The sequence below is a fragment of the Aromatoleum toluolicum genome, from assembly GCF_012911005.2.
Classification (GTDB): Bacteria; Pseudomonadota; Gammaproteobacteria; order Burkholderiales; family Rhodocyclaceae; genus Aromatoleum; species Aromatoleum toluolicum.
Window position 1 is genome coordinate 59652 of the sequence record NZ_WTVS01000019.1, and the last position, 19679, is coordinate 79330.

The following is a 19679-nucleotide window of genomic DNA, read 5'->3' on the forward strand; positions in this document are numbered from 1 at the left end:
GTGGTTGCTTAAAGCGGCCGATTATAGCAGCAGGCCTTGGCGCGCCTGTGGCAACCGGAAAGGGCGATCCGGTGCACTAGTTGCGATCCGCGGTCAAACAGGCGGCGCGGCAGGTGCCGCGCCCGGGCGCTCACTGCGTGCCCGTGTTGCGTTCGCTGCGGAAGCGCCCGAGGTAGGCAGCGAACTCGCCGGCGGCGATCGCCGCGCGCAGTTCGGCCGTGAGGGTCTGGTAGTAGCGCAGGTTGTGGATCGTGTTGAGCATGCTGCCGAGGATTTCGCCGGCGCGGTGTAGGTGGTGCAGGTAGGCGCGGCTGAAGTTGCGGCAGGTGTAGCAGTCACAGGACGGGTCGAGCGGGCGGGTGTCCTGCTTGTGGATCGCGTTCTTGATCTTGATGTCGCCGAAGCGCGTGAACAGCCAGCCGTTGCGCGCATTGCGCGTCGGCATCACGCAATCGAACATGTCGATGCCGGCGGCGACGCCCGCAACGATGTCCTCGGGGGTGCCGACCCCCATCAGGTAGCGCGGCTTGTGCTGCGGCAGGCGCGGGGCGGTGTGGGCGAGGATACGCTCCATATCTTCCTTGGGCTCGCCGACCGACAGGCCGCCGATCGCGTAGCCGTGGAAGCCGATGTCCTCGAGTGCAGCGAGCGACTCGTCGCGCAGGTCTTCGTACATGCCGCCCTGGACGATGCCGAACAGTGCGTTGGCGTTGCCCAGTTTGTCGAACTCGTCGCGCGACCGCTGCGCCCAGCGCTGCGACAGGCGCATCGACTTCGCCGCCTCGTCGCGCGTCGCGGGATAGGGCGTGCATTCGTCGAAAATCATCACGATGTCCGAGTTCAGCGTGTGCTGGATCTGCATCGAGATCTCGGGTGTGAGAAAGAGCTTCGCGCCGTCGATCGGGGATGCGAACTTAACGCCCTCCTCACTGATCTTGCGCAACGCGCCGAGGCTGAACACCTGGAAACCGCCCGAGTCGGTGAGGATGGGCTTGTCCCAGCCCATGAAGCCGTGCAGGCCGCCGTGCGCGGCCACGACCTCGAGGCCGGGCCGCAGCCACAGGTGGAAGGTGTTGCCGAGGCAGATCTGCGCACCGATGTCGTCGAGCGCGGCGGGTGTCATCGCCTTGACCGTGCCGTATGTGCCGACCGGCATGAAGACCGGGGTTTCGACGACGCCGTGGGCGAGGGTGAGACGGCCGCGGCGGGCGGCGCCGTCCTGCGTGATCAGGTCAAATTGCATCGTTGCGGCGGGTGATGAACATGGCATCCCCGTAACTGAAGAATCGGTAAGCTTCGCGCACCGCGTGGGCGTAGGCGCGACGGATGGGATCCATGCCGGCGAAGGCGGACACGAGCATCAGCAGGGTCGACTTCGGCAGGTGGAAGTTGGTGATCAGGGCATCGGCGACGCGAAAGCGGTAGCCGGGGAGGATGAAGAGTTCCGTCTCGCCCACGCCGGCCGCGAGTTCGCCGTCCTGTGCGGCGCCTTCCAGCGCGCGCAGGCTGGTGGTGCCGACGGCGATGACCCGCTTGCCTGCGGCCTTCGTCCGCGCGATCGCGTCGACCGTTTCCTGCGGGATTACGTAGCGCTCGCGGTGCATGTGGTGCTCGCCGAGGTCGTTGACGCGCACCGGCTGGAATGTGCCGGCGCCGACGTGCAGCGTGACCCAGGCGCCGTTCACACCCTGGCGGGCGAGGTCGGCGAGCATCTGCTGGTCGAAGTGCAGGCCGGCCGTCGGTGCCGCGACAGAGCCCGGTTCGCGCGCATAGACGGTCTGATAGCGCGACTCGTCATGGTCGTCCGCGGCGCGGTCGATGTAGGGGGGCAGGGGCAGCTTGCCGTGCCTTTCCAGCAGCGTATGGATATCTTCGCCTTCGGGGAAGCGCAGATGGAAGAACTCTCCGGCGCGGCCGAGCACCGTGACGTCGAAGGCGTCGGCCAGGCGCAGGCGCGCCCCCGCACGCGGCGACTTGCTCGCGCGCACCTGGGCGAGCGCTTCATGCGGTCCGATCGCTCGCTCGATCAGCACTTCAACCTGTCCGCCGGTCTCCTTGGTCCCGTAAAGCCGGGCATGGATCACGCGCGTGTCGTTGAACACGAGCAGGTCGCCGGGTTCGACGAGCGAGGGCAGGTCGCAGAAGCCGCGGTCGGCCAGTTCGCCGCCGGAAAGGACGAGCAGACGGCTCGCACAGCGTTCCGCGAGCGGTGCCTGGGCGATCTGTTCGGGAGGGAGCAGGTAGTCGAAATCGTCAAGAGTAAGAGACATGCGCTTGCCGCTGGCTGGGGCTTTCATGGATAATGCGGCGCTTCCCGGGCCGGGATGGCGGAATCGGTAGACGCAGCGGATTCAAAATCCGCCGCCGCAAGGTGTGTGGGTTCGAGTCCCACTCCCGGCACCAGTCTTTCTCCAGCGGAGAGCGCAGCAAGGTCGCGGATTCTAGCAGAGTTCGCGGGGGGCGATTGTCCGCTGCGCGGCTCCCTGCCTGTCCGATCCAGTCCGACATTCTCGCGGTGAGGCTGAGCCCGCCGAGGCGCAGCCGTGGAGTTATCCCGGGCCGCGCGGCGCTGCAACGCGCCGGAAGCAGCGAGGGCTGGCAATTTCAAGTTCTGAAAAAACTGAACGTCGTTCATTTTTGATCTTATTTTTTGGAAGTGTTCGTGCGCCCATACTTCTTCTGCGTGCCGGCGTGCCGGCTCATTACGAAGGAAATGGTGCAATGCGAATCGATCTGCAATGTAACGGTGTCGAACCCCCTGCCGGTCTGCGTGAATACGTCGCACGGCGGATGAAATTCGCAATCGGCCGCTTCCGCGATCAGATCAAATGGGCGCGGATCAAGGTGGCGGACGTGAATGGGCCGCGGGGCGGCGTGGACAAGCGTTGCGTGGTACAACTACGCCTGCGCAACCTGCCCGACGTGATCTTCGCGATCACCGAAGTCGAGGCACGTTCGGCGATCGACCGCGCGGCCGACCGCGTAGCGCAGGTACTGGCCCGCCGGCTCGAACGCCAGCGCCGCATCGTGCGCGAGTTCCTGCCGGAAGCAGTGCCGGCCGGGGCCTGATGGATTTCACCCAAAATTCGAACAACGGAGGTAAACGCTCGATGGAAAACCGCATCGCAACAATGACCCGCTCGGAGGCTTCGGTCCTCTCGACCAACCGGGTCATCCGCAACACCTACATGCTCCTGTCGATGACGCTGGCCTTCTCGGCGGCGACCGCGGGGCTTTCGATGGCGCTCGGCCTGCCGCATCCGGGGCTGATCATCACGCTGGTGGGCTACTTCGGCCTGCTGTTCCTGACCACCAAGTTCCGCGACAGCGGGCTGGGCGTGCTGTTCGTGTTCGCGCTGACCGGCTTCATGGGCTACACGCTGGGTCCGATCGTGTCGAAATACCTGGCGCTGCCCAACGGTCACCAGATCGTGATGCAGGCGATGGGCGGCACGGCGGCGATCTTCCTCGGTCTGTCGGCGTACGCGGTGACGACGCGCAAGGACTTCTCGTTCATGGGCGGTTTCCTGACCGTTGGCATCCTCGTCGCCTTCCTCGCCGGCCTCGGCGCGGTGTTTTTCGAGATGCCGGGCCTGTCGCTGGCGGTGTCGGCGATGTTCGTGCTGCTGATGTCGGGGCTGATCCTGTTCGAGACCAGCAACATCATCCACGGCGGCGAGACGAACTACGTGATGGCGACCGTGACGCTGTATGTGTCGATTTATAACCTCTTCACCAGCCTGCTGCACCTGCTGGGGGTCATGAACGACGACTGAGGCCGTGGCGCCCGACGAGGGCGCCGGCAAGCGGAACGGGGCGGCCTGCGGGTCGCCCCGTTTGCGTTTGCGACCGGCTCATGCCGCAGGCGCCTTTTTCAGCATGCGCATCAGGAGCTTGCGGGCCTCGTCGAGGAGCAGCACGCTGGATGCGACGAGGGCCGAGCGCAGCCAGTCCGCCCCCGACAGCGCGACAGTGCCGAAGATGGTTTGCGCGGGCGGCCAGTTGACGACCACGGCCTGTAGCGCGAGGACGCCGCCGAGGGCGAGCCACAGCTTGCCATTGCGCCAGAACTGGCGGTTGAAGGCGCTGCCGTATTCGCGACGGGCATTGAACACGTTGAAGAACTGGAACAGGACGAAGGTCGTGAAGGCCAGCGTGAGCGCGTATTGCTCGCCGTGCATGTCGAGCGCGGCGTGGAACAGCCACAGCGTGCCGACCATCATCGTGGCGCCATACAGGGCGAGGCGGCTGAGCCGGTGCAGGGTGAGTATGTGGGCTGCCTGGGGGCGCGGCGGGGCGCGCATGATGCCGGGGCGTGCGGGTTCGACGCCGAGTGTCATCGCCGGCGGCCCGTCCATGATGATGTTGATCCACAGCAGCTGGATCGCGGTGAAGGGCGAGGGCAGGCCGGCGAGCGTCGCCGCGAGCACGGTGAGGATGGCGCCGATGTTGGTCGACAGCTGGAAGCGCACGAACTTGACGATGTTGTCGAAGATCACACGGCCTTCTTCGACGGCGCGCACGATGGTCGCGAAGTTGTCGTCCGTGAGCACCATCGTCGCCGCTTCGCGCGTGACCGCGGTGCCGGTGATGCCCATCGCGATGCCGATGTCGGCGGCCTTGAGCGCGGGGGCGTCGTTCACGCCGTCGCCGGTCATCGCGACGACGTGCCCCTCGGCCTTCAGCGCCTTGACGATGCGCACCTTGTGCGCCGGCGACACGCGGGCGAAGACCGCGATCGAATCGATGCGACGGGCGAGCATCGCGTCATCCATCGCGTCGAGTTCCGCGCCGCTCGCGACGTCGCCCTGCAGGCCCAGTTCGCGCCCGATCGCGGCGGCGGTGGCCTTGTGGTCGCCGGTGATCATCTTGACGCGGATGCCCGCTTGGCCGCAGCGCCGGATCGCAGCCGCGGCTTCGGCGCGCGGCGGATCCATGAGACCGGCGATCCCGACGAAGGTCCAGTCTTGCGCCCATGCCCACAGGTCGCCGGCGGGGTCGAAATCCCGCGCGGGGATCTGCCGTCGAGCGACCGCGAGCACGCGTAGTGCTTGGCTGGCGAGATGCTCGTTTTCCGCGGCGATGGTGGCGCGCACGCCGTCGTCGAGGGGGTGCTCGCTTGCAGCTGCGCTGTCATCTCGCCGTGCGCCGGAGTGCCAGGCTGACGAGCGGCCGAGCAGCACGTCGGGGGCGCCCTTGATGCACATTTCCACGCAATCGCCGCGGTGGTGGAAGGTCGCCATGAACTTGTGCGCGGAGTCGAAGGGGATCTCGGCGATGCGCGGTAAGCGTTCGCGTTCGGCGAGCGGATCGATGCCTCCTTTCTGCGCCAGCACCCACAGCGCGCCTTCGGTGGGGTCGCCGACCAGAGCGCCCTCATGTACGTTGGAGTCGGAGCACAACGCCATCGGCAGGACCAAGGGACGCAGGTCCGCGAGTCCTTCGCCGCAGATGCGGCCGCTCGCGTGATAGCCCTCGCCGTCCACGGTGAAACGGCAGCCGGCGAACCAGCCGGCACGTGCGGTCATCTGGTTGAGGGTGAGGGTGCCGGTCTTGTCCGAGCAAATGACCGTCGTCGAGCCCAAGGTCTCTACCGCGGCGAGCTTCTTCAGGATCGCGCCGTTCTGTGCCATGCGCCACATGCCGATGGCGAGCGTGACGGTGACGACCGCCGGCAGGCCTTCGGGAATCGCCGCGACGGCGAGGGCGACGGCGGTCATCGTCGCCTGGATCCACGGCAGTCCGCGCGCGGCATCCAGCGCGAAGATCACCGCGACGACGATGCCGGCGATCAGCGCGAGGCGCTTGCCGAGCACGTCGAGTTGGCGCTGCAGCGGGGTCTCGCTGTGGGTCGTGCTTGCGATCATGCCGGCGAGGCTGCCCATCTCGGTCGCCATGCCGGTCGTGACGACCAGCATCTCGGCGCGGCCGCGGGTGACCACCGTGTTCATGTAGAGCATGTTCACGCGGTCGCCGAGGGCGAGTTCGGGCGTGTCAAGCGTGTCGGTGATCTTGCCGACGGCCTGGGATTCCCCGGTCAGCGCCGCTTCGTCGACCTCCAGGTTGTGTGCGACGAGCAGGCGGCCGTCGGCGGGCACGCGGTCGCCCGCTTCGAGCAGCACGACGTCTCCGGGCACGAGACTCGTCGCGTCGACTTCCATCTGCCTGTGGTCGCGACGCACGCGAGCTTGGGCGGCGAGCATGTCCCTGAGCGCCGAGAGCGTGCGTTCGGCGCGGTGTTCCTGCCAGAAGCCGAGGCTGGCGTTCAGCACGACGACCACGAGGATGACGAGCGCGTCCTTGAGTTCGCCGATCGCCCAGGCGAGTGCCGCCGCGAAGATCAGTACGATGATGAGAAAGCTGCGGAACTGGTCGAGGAACTTGAGCCAGGCGGGGCGGGGCGGCGTCTCGGCGAGGCGGTTTTCACCGATGCGCGCGAGGCGCTCGGCAGCGTCGGCGCTGGCGAGTCCCTGTGCAGGATCGACTTCGAGGGCCGCCGCCGTGGCGGTCCGGCCGAGAGTGTGCCACCGGGTGTGCCAGGGTGTTACGGAGTTCATCGCCGGACTGTCCTTGCGCAGGGCGGCGCGGCGACTGCCGCGCGGCCGTCAATCGGCAGGCGGCGTATCGGCCTGCGTGGGGGCTTCCTGCTCGGCCGATATCTCGACCAGGCGCGTCGCGAGCACCTTGTCGATGCGCTTGCCGTCGAGGTCGACGACTTCGAGCCGCCAGTCTTCCCAGGTCGTGACGTCGCCGGTGTGCGGAATGCGGCCGAGCAGCCACATGACCATGCCGCTGAGCGTGTGGTAGCGGCCCTTGTCCTCTTCGGGGACGGACTTGATCTCGAGGCGGTCCTTGAGTTCGGGGACCGGGATCATGCCGTCGAGCAGCCACGAGCCGTCCTCCCGCTGGATGGCCCAAGCCTCGTCGAGGCTGGACGGGCGGAATTCGCCGGTGACGGCTTCGAGCACGTCCTGCAGCGTGACCACGCCCTGGATCTCGCCGTACTCGTCGATCACGAACACCATGTGGGTGCTGGAGGCGCGGAACTGGTCGAGCAGTTCCATGCCGGTGAGCGATTCGGGGACGTAGATCGCGGGTTCGAGATGTTTCGTGAGGTCGGGCGCGCCGCCCTTGAGCGTCTGGTTGAAGAGTTGCTTCGACGAGATGATGCCGAGGATGTCGTCGAGGCCGCCGCGGCACACGGGGAAGCGCGAGTGCTCGGATTCGGCCATGCGCGCGAGGTTGTCGTCGAGCGGCAGGGTGATGTCCAGCCACACGACGTCGGAGCGCGGGACCATGAGCGAGGCGATCTGGCGTTCGTCGAGGCGGAAGACGTTGCGCACCATCTCGTGCTCGTTCTTTTCGATGACGCCGGCTTCCGAGCCTTCCTCGAGCAGGGCGTGGATCTCTTCTTCCGTGACGCCGGGTGCGGCCTCGTCACGTTTGCCCATCAGCGTGAGCAGCAGCGCCGTGGACCAGCTCAGCAGGCGCACGAAAGGGCGCGATGCGACGGCGAGCGCGTTCATCGGCCGGGCGACGAGGCGCGCGATCCCTTCCGGGTTGATCTGTCCGATGCGCTTCGGGACGAGTTCGCCAACCACGATGGAGACGTAGGTGATCACGACGACGACCAGTACGGTCGCGCCGATTTCGCTCGGGCGCTGCGCGAGGCCGAGCTCCTGCAGCCACATCGCGAGCGGCGCGGCGAGGGCGGCTTCGCCGACGATGCCGTTGAGGATGCCGATCGAGGTGATGCCGATCTGGATCGTCGACAAGAAGCGCGTCGGCTCCTCGCCGAGCTTGATCGCGACGACCGCAGCGGCGTCGCCGTCCTCGGCAAGGCGAGTGAGGCGTGCGCGGCGTGCGGTGACGAGGGCGATCTCGGACATGGCGAAGACCCCATTGAGCAGGATCAGGGCGACGAGAAGGATGATTTCCATTTTCGCGGGCTATGCAGGACAGGGGCGCGCGATGCGTGCCGGCACGCACGGTGTGCGTGTGCGGAGAACCGACTGGTGGGGAGCCGAGATGGCGCGGGGCGATCGCGTCGCCGTCGGGAAGGGATGCCCGCGGTGCGCAAGGCATGCGGGCAATCGATGTGCCCGGGCGGGTCGGATGTCGGGGAGCGCCGGACACCATCGACCGGGCGAGGTGCGGGCGCATGTGCCCGGAGGGCTCGCCAGGCGGGGCCTGCGGCGTGGGTGAAGCAAAATTCGACTACCCATAGCGCGGGGTTCGTGCAGACCCCGCTACTCCTTCCTTTGTGCTGGATTTCAGCATGATGCATCAGTGGCGCGGTCGCTGTCACGCATCCGGGTGAAGGCCGCACTGCGATGCGGGCGTACGAAGCGTTACAATGGCGCGTTTTGGTTACTTGGAACGGGTCGGATGAAGACCACCTTTCTGGATTTCGAACAGCCGATTGCCGATCTCGAAGAGAAGATCGAGAAGCTGCGATTCGTGCAGGACGACTCGGCGGTGGATATCTCCGAGGAAATCTCTCGCCTCGAAGCCAAGAGCGAATCGCTCACGAAGGACCTGTACGCCAAGCTTACGCCTTGGCAGATCGCGCAGGTGGCGCGCCATCCGCAGCGTCCCTACACGCTGGACTATGCCCGTCACATCTTCACCGATTTTCAGGAGCTGCACGGCGACCGCGCGTTCGCCGACGACAAGGCGATCGTTGGCGGGTTGGCGCGTTTCAACGGGCAGAGCTGCGTCGTGATCGGCCACCAGAAAGGGCGCGACACGAAGGAAAAGATTCTGCGCAACTTCGGCATGCCACGCCCCGAGGGGTATCGCAAGGCGCTGCGCCTGATGCGCCTGGCGGAGAAGTTTGGCATCCCGGTGTTCACCTTCGTCGACACGCCGGGCGCGTACCCGGGCATCGGCGCGGAGGAGCGCGGCCAGTCCGAGGCGATCGGCCGCAACCTTTTCGTGATGGCCGAGCTCAAGGTGCCGATCATCGCCACGGTGATCGGCGAGGGCGGGTCGGGCGGCGCGCTGGCGATCGCCGTCGGCGACCAGGTGATGATGCTGCAGTATTCGACGTATTCGGTGATCTCGCCGGAAGGCTGCGCGTCGATCCTGTGGAAGAGTGCCGAGAAGGCTCCCGAAGCGGCCGAGACGATGGGCATCACGGCCGCGCGCCTGAAGTCGCTGGGATTGATCGACCGCGTCGTCAATGAGCCGGTGGGCGGCGCACACCGCGACTATCGTGCGATGTCGCAGTCGCTCAAGCGGGCGCTGCAGGATGCGCTGCGCCAGGTCGCGGACCTGTCGCCGGCCGAACTCGTCGAGAAGCGTTTCGAGCGACTGATGAGTTATGGCCGCTACAAGGAACAGAACGCCGCCTGATCCGCTCGCGGAAGAGGCCGTCGCTGCCGTGCTGGCGGCGGCCGGCATCGCGCCGGGCGAGGCCCTGTGCGTGGCGCTGAGCGGCGGGGTCGATTCGACCGTGCTGCTGCACATCCTGGCGCGGCTGCGCGGGCGCGGCGGCTTCACGCTCGCGGCCGCGCATGTCCACCATGGCCTGAGTCCCAAGGCCGACGCGTGGCTGGAGGCCTGCCGCGCGTCGTGCGACGCCCTCGGCGTCGCATTCCATTCCTTTCGAGTGCAGGTCCGGCGCGACGATCCGGCAGGTCCGGAGGCTGCCGCCCGGGCCGCGCGCCACGCCGCGCTTTCCCGCGTTCCGTGCGACTGGTTGGCCTTCGGGCATCATCAGGACGATCAGGCCGAGACGCTGCTGTTCCGCCTGCTGCGGGGGACCGGTGTGCGCGGAGCGGGGGCGATGGCGGAAGTGGAGCCGGGAGCGCCGGGGCGGCTGCGGCCGCTGCTGGGCCTGCGGCGCGCGCAGATCGTCGCCTACGCGCGCGAGCGCGGGCTGACGTGGGTCGAGGACGAGAGCAACACCGACGAGCGTTATGTGCGCAACCTGCTGCGTCACCGCGTGATGCCCGTGCTGGAGGAGGCCTTTCCCGCTGCGGTGCCGGTGCTGGCGCGTGCGGGCGCGCAGTTCCGCGAGGCGGACGGCCTGCTCGGGGATCTGGCGCGGCTCGACGATGCGGCCTGCGGCGGGACGATGCTGGAGCGCGCGAAACTGTTGCTGCTGTCCGACGAGCGCGTGCGCAACCTGCTGCGCTGGCGCATCCGTGCGCTGGGGCTGGAGGCGCCGGCGCGGGCGCGGCTGGTCGAGGCGGTACGCCAGTTGCGGGCTGCGCCGGAGCAGGCGCTGCGACTGCCGCTGGGGGCGGTGGTGTGCTGTACCTATCGTGGCCGGCTGTGGCTGGAGCCGGAGGGCGGGAGGGCGGTCCCCGAGGCGACTGTGTGGCACGGCGAGGCGGAGTTGCCGTGGGGCGCGGGCAGGGTGGTCCTTGCGGGGGCGGTCGGCGAGGGCTTGAGCCGGGCGGTTCTCGATCGTGCCCGGGAAGTGGTGCTGGGCCCGCGCTGGGCAGGGCTCGCGTTGCGCGAAGGCGTCGGCCGGCCGCGCCGCAGTTTCAAGAACCTGTGCCAGGAGGCGGGGATCCCGGCGTGGCTGCGCGACGGTCTGCCGGTGCTGAGGGTGGACGGCGCAGCGGCGTGGATCGGGGAGATCGGCGTCGCGGCGGAGTTCCGCTGCGCGCCGGGCGAGCCGGGTGTCGTGCCGCTGTGGCGGCGCTGAAGGCCGACGTCCGCCGGCGTCGTCGCGTGTTCAGAAACCCTCGTTGAAGCCGCGCAGCTGGCGGCGGGCCTTTTTGGTCGGGCGACCGCGCAGGTCGCTGCCGGGCGCCGGGGCAAGGCGCCGTTCTTCCCTTTCGGCCGCGCGGCGGGCGACGCTGTCGGGCGTTTCCTCGTACAGCTGCTGCGCCTCGACGGCGGGGCGGCGCTGTTCGTTGAGGCCGCGCACGATGACGGTCCATTGCGTGCCGCCGGCGACGATGTCGAGGCTGTCGCCGACGCGCAGTTCGCGGGCGGGCTTGACCGCCTGGCCGTTGAGCCTGACGTGGCCGCCCTCGATGGCCTGGTTGGCGAGCGAGCGGGTCTTGAAGAAGCGCGCGGCCCAGAGCCACTTGTCGATGCGCATGCGCGCGGCGGCGTGGCGGTCGGAGGCGTGATCGGGGTGCGGCACGGTGGGGCTGGCTCCGTCGCGGGGCTCAGTGGGCACCGCGGCCGCGGACCAGGTTCACAAGTTGCGCGAGTTCGACGGCGGAGCGCACTTCCATCTTCTCGAACACCTTGGAGCGGTGCGCTTCCACGGTGCGCATCGAGATGCACAGCTCGTCGGCGATGACCTTGTTGAATTTGCCGGCAAGGATCAGTTCCATGACCTCCTGCTCGCGCGCGGTGAGCAGGGCGAGGCGTGCCTCGACGGTTTCGCGCGTGGCTTCGGCGCGCTGGTTGTTGGCGTCGATCTCCAGCGCGCGCATGACGATGTCCACGAGGTCGCTGTCGTTGAAGGGCTTCTCGATGAAATCGAAGGCGCCTTTCTTCAGCGCGGCCACGGCCATCGGCACGTCGCCGTGGCCGGTGATGAAGATGACGGGCAACTGGTTGCCGCGCTGGCGCAGCACGTCGAAGCATTCGAGGCCGCTCATGCCTTCCATGCGGATGTCGAGCACCACGCAGCCGCGCCAGCCGGGCTGCAGCGCCTCGAGGAAGCTCTCGGCGCTCGGCCATGTGGCGCACGCGACGTCGCGCGTCTTGAACAGCCACTGCAGGGCGTCGCGGATCGCTTCGTCGTCGTCGATGATGTGGGCACAGGGCTGGGTCATGGGGTTTCCACGGGTAGCGACAGGGTGAAGATGGTACCGCCGTCGGGGTTGGTTTCGAAACCGAGCCGGCCATGGTGCAGTTCGGCGATGGAGCGGCAGATGTTGAGGCCCATGCCCATGCCTTCGGCCTTGGTCGTGAAGAAGGGTTCGAACAGGCGGCGGCCGGTCTCGGCATCGATGCCGGTGCCATTGTCGGCGACGCGCACGACGAGCGTGTCGCCCTCGCGCCGCGTGCTGACGCGCACGGTGCGCCGCGCGGGGGGATTGTCGCGCATCGCGTCCATGCCGTTGCGCACGAGATTCACCATCACCTGCTCGATCATCACGGGATCGGCGGCGACGGCCGGCAGCGAGTCCTCGAGGTCGGTTTCGATGCGCATGCCGCGCTTGGCGGAGTCGGCTTCGATCAGGCCGATCGCCTCGCGGATCATCAGGTTGATGTCCAGCGGTTCGCGCTTGGGCTCGGAGCGGCGCACGAAGTCGTGCACGCGGCGGATGATGTCACCGGCGCGCCGCGCCTGCCGGCCGATCCGGTCGAAGATGTCCTTCAGTTCGCTGCGGTCGATGTCGGGCTGGTCGAGGCGGTTGAGGCAGCCGGTGTTGTAGCTGGCGATCGCGGCGAGCGGCTGGTTGAGCTCGTGGGCGAGCGTCGAGGCCATCTCGCCCATCGTGATCAGGCGCGAGGTGGCCTGCAGGCGCTCTTCCTGCTGGCGCGCGAGTTCCTCGGCGCGCTTTTGTGCGGTGATGTCGAGCATCGAGCCCATCCACCCGGTGTGCCGGCCGGCCGCGTCGATCAGTGGCGCTTCGAAGATCAGCGCGTCGAAGCGCTCGCCGTTCTTGCGCCGCAGGCGGAGCTCGAAGCCCTCGGGCGAGGCGTCGCCGCCGAGGATGCGGTCGTGGATTTCCTGTGTCTGCTGCAGGAACTCCGGATCCCAGTAGGGCATGGGCGGGGTGCGGCCGATGAGCTCTTCCGCGCTGTAGCCGACCATCCTGCAGAAGGCGGGGTTGACGTAGGTGATGCGTCCGTCGAGGTCGCGTGCGCGCAGGCCGGTGAGCATGGAGTCTTCCATCGCCCGCCGGAACAGGGATTCGCTGCGCAGGGCCTGTTCGGCCCGGTGGCGGCGTTGCAGTTCGTGGCGCAGCTGCAGCACGCTCCAGATCAGGACGCCGCCGAGCAGCAGGATCGAGCCGATCAGCAGGACCTGGACCCAGCGCGTCTCGCCCTGGTAGGCGGTGACCTTCAGCGTCAGGCCGCCGCCCGGAGGGTCGAAGGCCATCGAGTAGCTCTGGCGGTCGGACAGCGGGGCGACCTTGGATTTCGCGACGAGCTCGCGTCCGTCGCTGTCGAGCACGCTCACTCGGTAACGCTCGGCGAACCACCACGGCAATTCGTGGGTGACGAGGTCGTGCAGCGAATAGACGCCCACCATTGCGCCCGCGAAGCCGCCCTCGGTATAGATCGGGACATGCACCTCGAACTGCTGGCGGTTGCCCGCGGCCGCATAGGTTTGGCTGTAGACGCGCCTTTCCAGCGCTTGGGCGAGCCGGAAGCTGGAGGCCGACTGTTCGCCCAGCGATTCGCCGAGCATCTCGCCTTCGCCGATGGGCGGCATGGCGCCCTGCAGACGGCCCGCGGCGTCGAGCCACATCACGCGCACGAGGCCGTTCTCCGAGCGCACGAGCTGGCGCAGCGCGGCCGAGGCCTGCGGCTGGTGGCGATCGGCGGCAAGGATCTCCTGGCCGATCTGCGCAAGTTGCGAGGCGTTGCGCTCAAGCTTGAACTGCAGGTTCTGCTCCATCCACAGCACGTCGCTGATGAGCGTGGCACGCTGCTCTTCCTCGTCGTAGCTGCGCGTGAGCCATACCAGCGCGGCGATCACGGCGAGGAACAGCAGCACCGTCAGGTAGGGCACCGCGGTGAGCCAGCGTTGCCGGACGGAGAGCGCGATCGTCTGGTGAGGGGTCATGTGCGCACGTCCGTGTCCGGTGTTGTGGATGTCCACAATGTAATAGATGTGCGTGGCTTCATAGACTGATAGAAGTGTCCGGCGCCTCTGGTTGCTGCACGGCACCCGCCCGGACATGGGTCAGGTAAATAACTATGCAATTTGGAGGAGATAGGGAATGAAAATCCGCGCCCTTTTCATCGGTCTTGTCGCCATGGGGCTGTCCGCAGTCGCGGTCGCCGCCGATCCCGTAGTCGTCAAGTTCAGCCACGTCGTTGCCAACGACACGCCCAAGGGCAAGGCAGCAGACAAGTTCAAGGAACTCGCCGAGAAGTACACCAAGGGTGCCGTCAAGGTCGAAGTCTACCCGAACAGCACGCTGTACAAGGACAAGGAAGAAATGGAGGCGCTGCAGCTGGGCGCCGTGCAGATGCTCGCGCCGTCGCTGGCGAAGTTCGGTCCGCTGGGCGTGAAGGAGTTCGAGGTCTTCGATCTGCCTTACATCTTCGACGGCTACGACGACCTGCACAAGGTGACCCAGGGGGCCGTCGGCAAGCAGCTCCTCGGCAAGCTCGAGGGGCGCGGCATCAAGGGCCTGGCGTTCTGGGACAACGGCTTCAAGTCGCTGTCGGCCAACACGCCGATCAAGGCCCCGGAGGACGTGAAGGGCAAGAAGCTGCGCGTGCAGTCGTCCAAGGTGCTCGAGGAGCAGATGCGCGCGCTCGGCGCAATCCCGCAGGTGATGGCCTTCTCCGAGGTGTATCAGGCGCTGCAGACGGGCGTCGTGGATGGTACCGAGAACCCGCATTCGAACCTCTACACGCAGAAGATGCATGAGGTGCAGAAGCACATGACCCTGACCGACCACGGTTATCTGGGTTATGCGGTTATCACCAACAAGAAGTTCTGGGACGGCCTGCCGGCCGAGGTGCGCGGCCAGCTCGAGCAGGCGATGAAGGAGTCGACCGAGTTCGCGAACAAGATCGCGCGCGAGGAGAACGACAAGGCCCTCGAGGCGGTGCGTGCATCGGGCAAGACCGCGATCTACAAGCCGACCGACGCCGAGAAGTTGGCGTTCAAGAAGGCGCTCGTGCCGGTGCACAAGAAGATGGAATCGCGCATCGGCGCCGAGACCATCCAGTCCATCTACAAGGACACCGGGTTCGACCCGTCGAAGCTGTAACTCACCGTCGTAACCTCACGACCGCCAACTGTTACGGCAGGAACCCTGCTACGCGCTTGCGTGGCGGGGACTTGCCGTGCGACGGGAGATCCCCATGCTTAAAGTGCTCGATCACATCGAGGAATGGCTCATCACCTTCCTCATGGGCGCGGCCACGCTGATCATCTTCGTGTCCGTCGTCCACCGCTATGGCTCCGGCCTGTCCATCCCTGGCGTGCAGGACTGGCTGCTGTCCCTGCATTTCGGCTGGGCGCAGGAGCTCACCATCATCATGTTCGTGTGGATGGCGAAGTTCGGCGCCGCCTATGGCGTGCGCACCGGCATCCACGTCGGCGTCGATGTGCTGATCAATCGCCTGTCGGATGCCAACCGCGCCAAGTTCGTCGTCATCGGCCTCGGCGCCGGGGCGCTATTCACCGGCATCGTCGGTACGCTGGGCCTGACCTTCGTGCTCGAGAACGGCGCGCATTACCAGTTCCTGACCTGGTTCGGCATGGATGTCGGCGACCTGTATGAAGGTCCGACGACGCCCGACCTCGAGTGGCCGACCTGGATCGTCTATTCGGCGATCCCGCTCGGGTCCTACCTGATGTGCTTCCGCTTCCTGCAGGTGATGGTGTCCTTCATCCGCACCGGCGAGCTGCCGCACCACGACCATGGTCACGTCGACGGCATCGATGAGGAGCACCTGCCGGTGGATGCCAACTACCTCGACATGGGCGACAACCTGCATCCGCATGACCTGAAGCACAAACAGTTCGGAGAGAACCGCAATAAGGGTCGCGACGACGGCCAGGGAGGCAAGCCATGAGCGCCGCAATCATCTTTGTGATCCTCCTGGTGCTGATGCTGACCGGGATGCCGATCTCCATTTCGCTGGGTCTGACGGTCCTGACCTTCCTTTTCACGATGACCCAGGTGCCGATCGAGTCGGTCGCGCTGAAGCTGTTCACGGGCATCGAGAAGTTCGAGATCATGGCGATCCCGTTCTTCATCCTCGCGGGTAACTTCCTCACCCATGGTGGGGTTGCGCGGCGGATGATCAACTTCGCCACCTCGATGGTCGGGCACTGGTACGGCGGCCTCGGCTTGGGTGGTGTGATGGCGTGCGCGCTGTTCGCCGCGGTGTCGGGCTCCAGCCCCGCGACCGTGGTCGCGATCGGCGCGATCCTGCTGCCGGCGATGGTCAAGCAGGGCTTCCCGAACAAGTTCGGCGCCGGCGTGATCACAACCTCGGGCGCGCTGGGCATCCTGATCCCGCCGTCGATCGTGATGGTCATGTACTCGGTGTCGACCAACACCTCGGTCGGGGCGCTGTTCATGGCCGGTGTGGTGCCGGGCCTGATGCTCGCGCTGTTCCTGGGTTTCACGACCTGGTACCGCGCGCGCAAGTTCGACTACCCGCGCCAGCCGAAGGCGAGTGCCCTGGAGCGCCTGAAGGCCTTCAAGGAGTCCGCCTGGGGCCTGTTCCTGATCGTCGTGGTGATGGGCGGTATCTATACCGGCATCTTCACGCCGACGGAAGCCGCCGCGATGAGCGCGGTGTATGCGTTCTTCGTCGCGGTGTTCGTGTACAAGGACCTGCGCATGTCCGACGTGCCCAGGGTGCTGCTGAACTCCGCGAACATGAGTGCGATGCTGCTCTACATCATCACCAACGCGGTGCTGTTCTCCTTCCTGCTCACGCACGAGAACATCCCGCAGGCGATGGCGGACTTCATGATCGGCAGCGGCGTCGGCGTGATCGGCTTCCTGATCATGGCCAACATCCTGATGCTGATCGCGGGCAACTTCATGGAGCCGTCGTCGATCGTGCTGATCCTCGCGCCGATCCTGTTCCCGATCGCGATCAAGCTCGGCATCGACCCGGTGCACTTCGGCATCATCATGGTGGTGAACATGGAAGTCGGCATGTGCCACCCGCCGGTGGGCCTGAACCTCTACGTCGCCTCCGGCATCACCAAGATGGGCATCACCGAGCTGACGGTGGCGGTATGGCCGTGGCTGGTGTCGATGCTGATCTTCCTCGTCATCGTCACCTACGTGCCGTGGATCTCGCTGGCGCTGCCGCGGGCGCTCGGCATGCTGTAGCATTCCGGCGCTCTACGGAAAAGCCCGCCCGTTCCGGCGGGCTTTTTTTCGTCATCGCAAAGCTGGAGTAGACTGACCTGTCGGCCGCGCGCCGCGCGCCATCGTGAAAGGACGACTTCGCGGAAATGACGATCTACCTGAACGAAGAAGAGGTCGGCAGCCTGCTGGACATGCCGCTGGTGCTGGAGGCCGTGGAGCGGGTCATGGCCGCGCACGGGCGCGGCGAGACCGTGGATTACCCGCGCCAGCGCGTGCGCCTGCCGGCGTCGATGACGCACCTGCTGCAGGGCGGCGTGCCGGAGCTGAATCTCAGCGGTCTCAAGGTGTACACGTCTGCAGGCGGGCGCAACCGCTTCTGGGTTCATCTCTTCGATGCGACCAATGGCGATCCTGTCGCAGTGCTGGAGGCGGACCGCCTCGGCATGATGCGCACCGGCGCGGCCGGCGGCGTCGCGACGAAGTGGCTGGCGCGGCCCGATGCGCGCGTGGCCGGCGTGTTCGGATCGGGCTGGCAGGCGCAGGGTCAGGTGCTTGCGCTGTGCGCCGTGCGCCCGATCGAGCGCATCAAGGTGTTTGCGCGCAACCCGGAGCGGCTGGCGACTTTCTGCGCGCAGATGAGCCGCGCGACCGGGCGCGAGGTCGTGCCGGCGGCGAGTGCCGAGGACACCGTGCGCGGTTCGGACGTGGTCGTGACGATCACGACCTCACCCAAGCCCCTCTTCGATGCGAACTGGCTCGAGGAGGGCACGCACATCACCGCCGCGGGCTCCAACAGCCTGGCCCGCCAGGAACTGTCCGAGGTGGCGGTGCGGCGGGCCGACGTGATCTGCGTCGATTCGCGCGAAATCGCCGTGCGCGAGGCGGGCGACCTGATGCCGCTGCTGGAGAAGGGGCGCACCCAGCCGGGGCGCTGGGTGGAGCTGGGCGAAGTGATCGCCGGCGTGCGGCCCGGGCGCACCGCGCCGGGGCAGGTCACGCTGTTCGAGTCGCAGGGCATGGCGATCCAGGACATCGCAGTCGCGGCGCGTGTCGTTGCCCTCGCGCGCGAACGCGGCCTCGGCTGCGAGTTGCCGTACTGAGGGCAGGCCGGGGAGCCGCCGGGTCATGTCTGCCGTATCGCCGATCCGTTTCGAGTTCTGCTCGCGCAGCGATGTCGGGCGGGTGCGCAAGCGCAACGAGGATTCGCTTGCGATCGACGAGCGGCGCGGGTGGGCGGTGCTGGCGGACGGCATGGGAGGCTATCGCGGCGGCGACATCGCGTCGCGGATTGCCGTGGAGGTGATCCGGCGGCGGCTGGATCGCGATCTGGTCGCCCCGGATGACGGAGTGCCCGGGTACGTTGCGGCAGTGCTCGAAGCCGCCGCGCACGATGCCAATGCCGCCATCCGGGCCGAGGCAACCCGCGATCCCAATCTCTCGGGCATGGGTTCGACGCTGGTGGTCGCGGTGTTTCTAGCCGATTGCGTAGTGATCGCGCATGTCGGCGATTCGCGCATGTACCGGCTGCGCGGCGGCGAGCTGGCGCGACTGACGCGCGACCACACGATGCTGCAGGAGCTGCTGGATGCCGGTATCCTCGCGCCGGAGGACGTCGCGCACTCGCAGTTCCGCGGCCTGCTGACCCGTGGCCTGGGGGTCTCGGCGCAGGTGCTGCCCGAGCCGGGAACCCATTCCGCCCGGCCCCGCGACGTCTTCCTGTTGTGTTCCGACGGGCTCACCGACATGCTCGACGACGCCGCGATCGCGGCGGTGCTGCAGCCTGTCGGATCGCAGGCGGCCCGCCCCGCGGAGGCCGCCGACCGTCTGGTTGCGCTGGCCAACGCGCAGGGTGGGCGCGACAATATTTCCGTGATTCTGGTGCGCATGGCGGCGTGAGCGCCGCATGACGAAGGAAAGGTAACGATGCCGAAGCTCATCCTCAGCATGGACGGTCTGGTACTCAAGGAAATCGCCCTCGACAAGGAGAAGATTTCGATCGGACGGAAGCCCAACAACGACATCCAGATCGACAATCTCGCGATCAGCGGCCAGCACGCGCTGATCACGACCATCCTCGACGACTCCTTCCTCGAGGACCAGAACAGTACGAACGGCAGCTACGTGAACGGCCAGCCGGTGAAGAAGTGCGTGTTGCACAACAACGACGTGATCGAACTCGGCAAGTACCGGCTCAAGTTCATCGCCGACGTGAAGCGTCGCGAGCGTGGGGATCGGGTGGAACCGTCGGCTGCGCTGCGCTCCTCGGCCGCGGGCGCATCGGCGGAGCAGCGCGGCGATGCGACGCAGATGCTGCCGCCGGATGTGCTCGCCAGCGTCACGGCCGAAGAGGCGGACGACAACCCTCGGCTCGGGATCGTCAAGGTCCTGACCGGGCCCACGGCGGGGCGCGAACTGCGGCTGGCGAAGGCGATGACCACGCTGGGCAAGCCCGGCGTGCAGGTCGCCGTGATCACGCGGCGCCCCCAAGGGTATTTCATCGCCCATGCCGAAGGCGGGAGCTTTCCGCAGGTGAACAACCGCCCGATCGAGGCGGGTGCGCATCCGCTCAACGACGGGGATATTCTCGAGATCGCCGGCGTGCGCATGGCCTTTTCGCTAACCGACTAAGCCCGGCCGTGTGCCTTAGTGCACGACGTTTCCGGAGGGTGGGTGCTAGCGTATTGGGGACGAAAAACAAGCTGCTGAGCGATCGGGGCGGGCGGCGCTGCA

17 protein-coding genes and 1 tRNA gene are annotated in these 19679 nt (G+C 67.0%); 11 read left to right on the forward strand and 7 right to left on the reverse strand.

The genetic code is table 11. From position 1 onward, the window contains the following. Positions 1-130: 130 nt before the first annotated feature. Positions 131-1243 carry a tRNA guanosine(34) transglycosylase Tgt gene (gene tgt / locus GPA27_RS10850; protein WP_169140340.1) on the reverse strand — a complete coding sequence of 371 codons (1113 nt, stop codon included), beginning with the start codon at positions 1241-1243 and terminating at the stop codon, positions 131-133. After that, positions 1233-2270 carry a tRNA preQ1(34) S-adenosylmethionine ribosyltransferase-isomerase QueA gene (gene queA / locus GPA27_RS10855; RefSeq protein WP_169140342.1) on the reverse strand — a complete coding sequence of 346 codons (1038 nt, stop codon included), beginning with the start codon at positions 2268-2270 and terminating at the stop codon, positions 1233-1235. Before queA ends, tgt begins: the two co-directional genes overlap by 11 nt. Positions 2271-2318: 48 nt before the next feature. Between queA and GPA27_RS10860 the strand changes: the two genes are divergently transcribed. The 3 genes from GPA27_RS10860 to GPA27_RS10870 all read left to right on the forward strand — a co-directional run bounded on the left by GPA27_RS10860 (position 2319) and on the right by GPA27_RS10870 (position 3776). Beyond that, a tRNA-Leu gene (locus GPA27_RS10860) sits at positions 2319-2403 on the forward strand. Positions 2404-2721: 318 nt separating this feature from the next. After that, positions 2722-3069 carry an HPF/RaiA family ribosome-associated protein gene (locus GPA27_RS10865; RefSeq protein WP_169140344.1) on the forward strand — a complete coding sequence of 116 codons (348 nt, stop codon included), beginning with the start codon at positions 2722-2724 and terminating at the stop codon, positions 3067-3069. Positions 3070-3110: 41 nt separating this feature from the next. Next, the gene (locus GPA27_RS10870; protein ID WP_169140346.1) at positions 3111-3776 is read left to right on the forward strand and encodes a Bax inhibitor-1/YccA family protein; all 666 of its coding nucleotides are present in this window, start codon (positions 3111-3113) and stop codon (positions 3774-3776) included. A 78-nt stretch (positions 3777-3854) separates the two neighbouring features. Here the strand turns inward: GPA27_RS10870 and GPA27_RS10875 are convergent, their stop codons facing one another. Together GPA27_RS10875 and GPA27_RS10880 are read right to left on the reverse strand one after the other, a co-directional pair. Next, on the reverse strand, positions 3855-6557 hold the full coding sequence (locus GPA27_RS10875) for a cation-translocating P-type ATPase (RefSeq protein ID WP_169140348.1): 2703 nt from the start codon (positions 6555-6557) through the stop codon (positions 3855-3857). A gap of 48 nt (positions 6558-6605) precedes the next feature. Beyond that, positions 6606-7940 carry a hemolysin family protein gene (locus GPA27_RS10880; RefSeq protein ID WP_169140350.1) on the reverse strand — a complete coding sequence of 445 codons (1335 nt, stop codon included), beginning with the start codon at positions 7938-7940 and terminating at the stop codon, positions 6606-6608. Between the two features lie 448 nt (positions 7941-8388). Between GPA27_RS10880 and GPA27_RS10885 the strand changes: the two genes are divergently transcribed. Both GPA27_RS10885 and tilS read left to right on the forward strand, forming a co-directional pair. Continuing rightward, positions 8389-9357, forward strand: a complete 969-nt coding sequence (locus tag GPA27_RS10885) for an acetyl-CoA carboxylase carboxyltransferase subunit alpha (RefSeq protein WP_169140352.1) — start codon at positions 8389-8391, stop codon at positions 9355-9357. Continuing rightward, a complete protein-coding gene (tilS, locus tag GPA27_RS10890; protein WP_211164934.1) occupies positions 9326-10660 on the forward strand; it encodes a tRNA lysidine(34) synthetase TilS in 1335 nt (444 codons plus the stop codon). Before GPA27_RS10885 ends, tilS begins: the two co-directional genes overlap by 32 nt. A 30-nt stretch (positions 10661-10690) precedes the next feature. Here the strand turns inward: tilS and GPA27_RS10895 are convergent, their stop codons facing one another. From GPA27_RS10895 to GPA27_RS10905, 3 genes are all read right to left on the reverse strand, one after another. Beyond that, positions 10691-11062: an RNA-binding S4 domain-containing protein gene (locus GPA27_RS10895; RefSeq protein ID WP_169140397.1), complete on the reverse strand. Its 372-nt coding sequence runs from the start codon at positions 11060-11062 to the stop codon at positions 10691-10693. Between the two features lie 70 nt (positions 11063-11132). Next, positions 11133-11750, reverse strand: coding sequence for a response regulator transcription factor (locus GPA27_RS10900; RefSeq protein ID WP_169140354.1), 618 nt, complete (start codon positions 11748-11750; stop codon positions 11133-11135). After that, on the reverse strand, positions 11747-13717 hold the full coding sequence (locus tag GPA27_RS10905; protein WP_169140356.1) for a two-component system sensor histidine kinase NtrB: 1971 nt from the start codon (positions 13715-13717) through the stop codon (positions 11747-11749). Before GPA27_RS10905 ends, GPA27_RS10900 begins: the two co-directional genes overlap by 4 nt. A gap of 157 nt (positions 13718-13874) precedes the next feature. Between GPA27_RS10905 and GPA27_RS10910 the strand changes: the two genes are divergently transcribed. The 6 genes from GPA27_RS10910 to GPA27_RS10935 all read left to right on the forward strand — a co-directional run bounded on the left by GPA27_RS10910 (position 13875) and on the right by GPA27_RS10935 (position 19577). Then, positions 13875-14879 (forward strand): TRAP transporter substrate-binding protein, encoded by a 1005-nt coding sequence (locus GPA27_RS10910; protein WP_169140358.1) that lies wholly within the window; start codon positions 13875-13877, stop codon positions 14877-14879. 94 nt (positions 14880-14973) lie between these two features. Next, positions 14974-15690 (forward strand): TRAP transporter small permease, encoded by a 717-nt coding sequence (locus tag GPA27_RS10915; RefSeq protein ID WP_169140360.1) that lies wholly within the window; start codon positions 14974-14976, stop codon positions 15688-15690. Next, the gene (locus GPA27_RS10920) at positions 15687-16970 is read left to right on the forward strand and encodes a TRAP transporter large permease (protein ID WP_169140362.1); all 1284 of its coding nucleotides are present in this window, start codon (positions 15687-15689) and stop codon (positions 16968-16970) included. The genes GPA27_RS10915 and GPA27_RS10920 overlap by 4 nt, the downstream gene beginning before the upstream one ends. 125 nt (positions 16971-17095) lie before the next feature. After that, positions 17096-18049, forward strand: coding sequence for an ornithine cyclodeaminase family protein (locus GPA27_RS10925; protein ID WP_169140364.1), 954 nt, complete (start codon positions 17096-17098; stop codon positions 18047-18049). Positions 18050-18074: 25 nt separating this feature from the next. Continuing rightward, positions 18075-18845, forward strand: a complete 771-nt coding sequence (locus GPA27_RS10930; protein ID WP_169140366.1) for a PP2C family protein-serine/threonine phosphatase — start codon at positions 18075-18077, stop codon at positions 18843-18845. Between the two features lie 27 nt (positions 18846-18872). After that, the gene (locus tag GPA27_RS10935) at positions 18873-19577 is read left to right on the forward strand and encodes an FHA domain-containing protein (RefSeq protein ID WP_169140368.1); all 705 of its coding nucleotides are present in this window, start codon (positions 18873-18875) and stop codon (positions 19575-19577) included. Positions 19578-19679 lie beyond the last annotated feature (102 nt).

Excerpts from the sequence above, each read along its gene's own strand:
- GPA27_RS10905 (WP_169140356.1), bottom strand. The coding sequence starts at position 13,717 with ATGACCCCTCACCAGACGATCGCGCTCTCCGTCCGGCAACGCTGGCTC.
- GPA27_RS10930 (WP_169140366.1), top strand. The coding sequence starts at position 18,075 with ATGTCTGCCGTATCGCCGATCCGTTTCGAGTTCTGCTCGCGCAGCGAT.
- GPA27_RS10910 (WP_169140358.1), top strand. The coding sequence starts at position 13,875 with ATGAAAATCCGCGCCCTTTTCATCGGTCTTGTCGCCATGGGGCTGTCC.
- tgt (WP_169140340.1), bottom strand. The coding sequence starts at position 1,243 with ATGCAATTTGACCTGATCACGCAGGACGGCGCCGCCCGCCGCGGCCGT.
- GPA27_RS10925 (WP_169140364.1), top strand. The coding sequence starts at position 17,096 with ATGACGATCTACCTGAACGAAGAAGAGGTCGGCAGCCTGCTGGACATG.
- GPA27_RS10895 (WP_169140397.1), bottom strand. The coding sequence starts at position 11,062 with ATGCGCATCGACAAGTGGCTCTGGGCCGCGCGCTTCTTCAAGACCCGC.
- GPA27_RS10935 (WP_169140368.1), top strand. The coding sequence starts at position 18,873 with ATGCCGAAGCTCATCCTCAGCATGGACGGTCTGGTACTCAAGGAAATC.
- GPA27_RS10865 (WP_169140344.1), top strand. The coding sequence starts at position 2,722 with ATGCGAATCGATCTGCAATGTAACGGTGTCGAACCCCCTGCCGGTCTG.
- queA (WP_169140342.1), bottom strand. The coding sequence starts at position 2,270 with ATGTCTCTTACTCTTGACGATTTCGACTACCTGCTCCCTCCCGAACAG.
- GPA27_RS10920 (WP_169140362.1), top strand. The coding sequence starts at position 15,687 with ATGAGCGCCGCAATCATCTTTGTGATCCTCCTGGTGCTGATGCTGACC.
- GPA27_RS10880 (WP_169140350.1), bottom strand. The coding sequence starts at position 7,940 with ATGGAAATCATCCTTCTCGTCGCCCTGATCCTGCTCAATGGGGTCTTC.
- GPA27_RS10870 (WP_169140346.1), top strand. The coding sequence starts at position 3,111 with ATGGAAAACCGCATCGCAACAATGACCCGCTCGGAGGCTTCGGTCCTC.
- tilS (WP_211164934.1), top strand. The coding sequence starts at position 9,326 with ATGGCCGCTACAAGGAACAGAACGCCGCCTGATCCGCTCGCGGAAGAG.
- GPA27_RS10875 (WP_169140348.1), bottom strand. The coding sequence starts at position 6,557 with ATGAACTCCGTAACACCCTGGCACACCCGGTGGCACACTCTCGGCCGG.
- GPA27_RS10915 (WP_169140360.1), top strand. The coding sequence starts at position 14,974 with ATGCTTAAAGTGCTCGATCACATCGAGGAATGGCTCATCACCTTCCTC.
- GPA27_RS10900 (WP_169140354.1), bottom strand. The coding sequence starts at position 11,750 with ATGACCCAGCCCTGTGCCCACATCATCGACGACGACGAAGCGATCCGC.
- GPA27_RS10885 (WP_169140352.1), top strand. The coding sequence starts at position 8,389 with ATGAAGACCACCTTTCTGGATTTCGAACAGCCGATTGCCGATCTCGAA.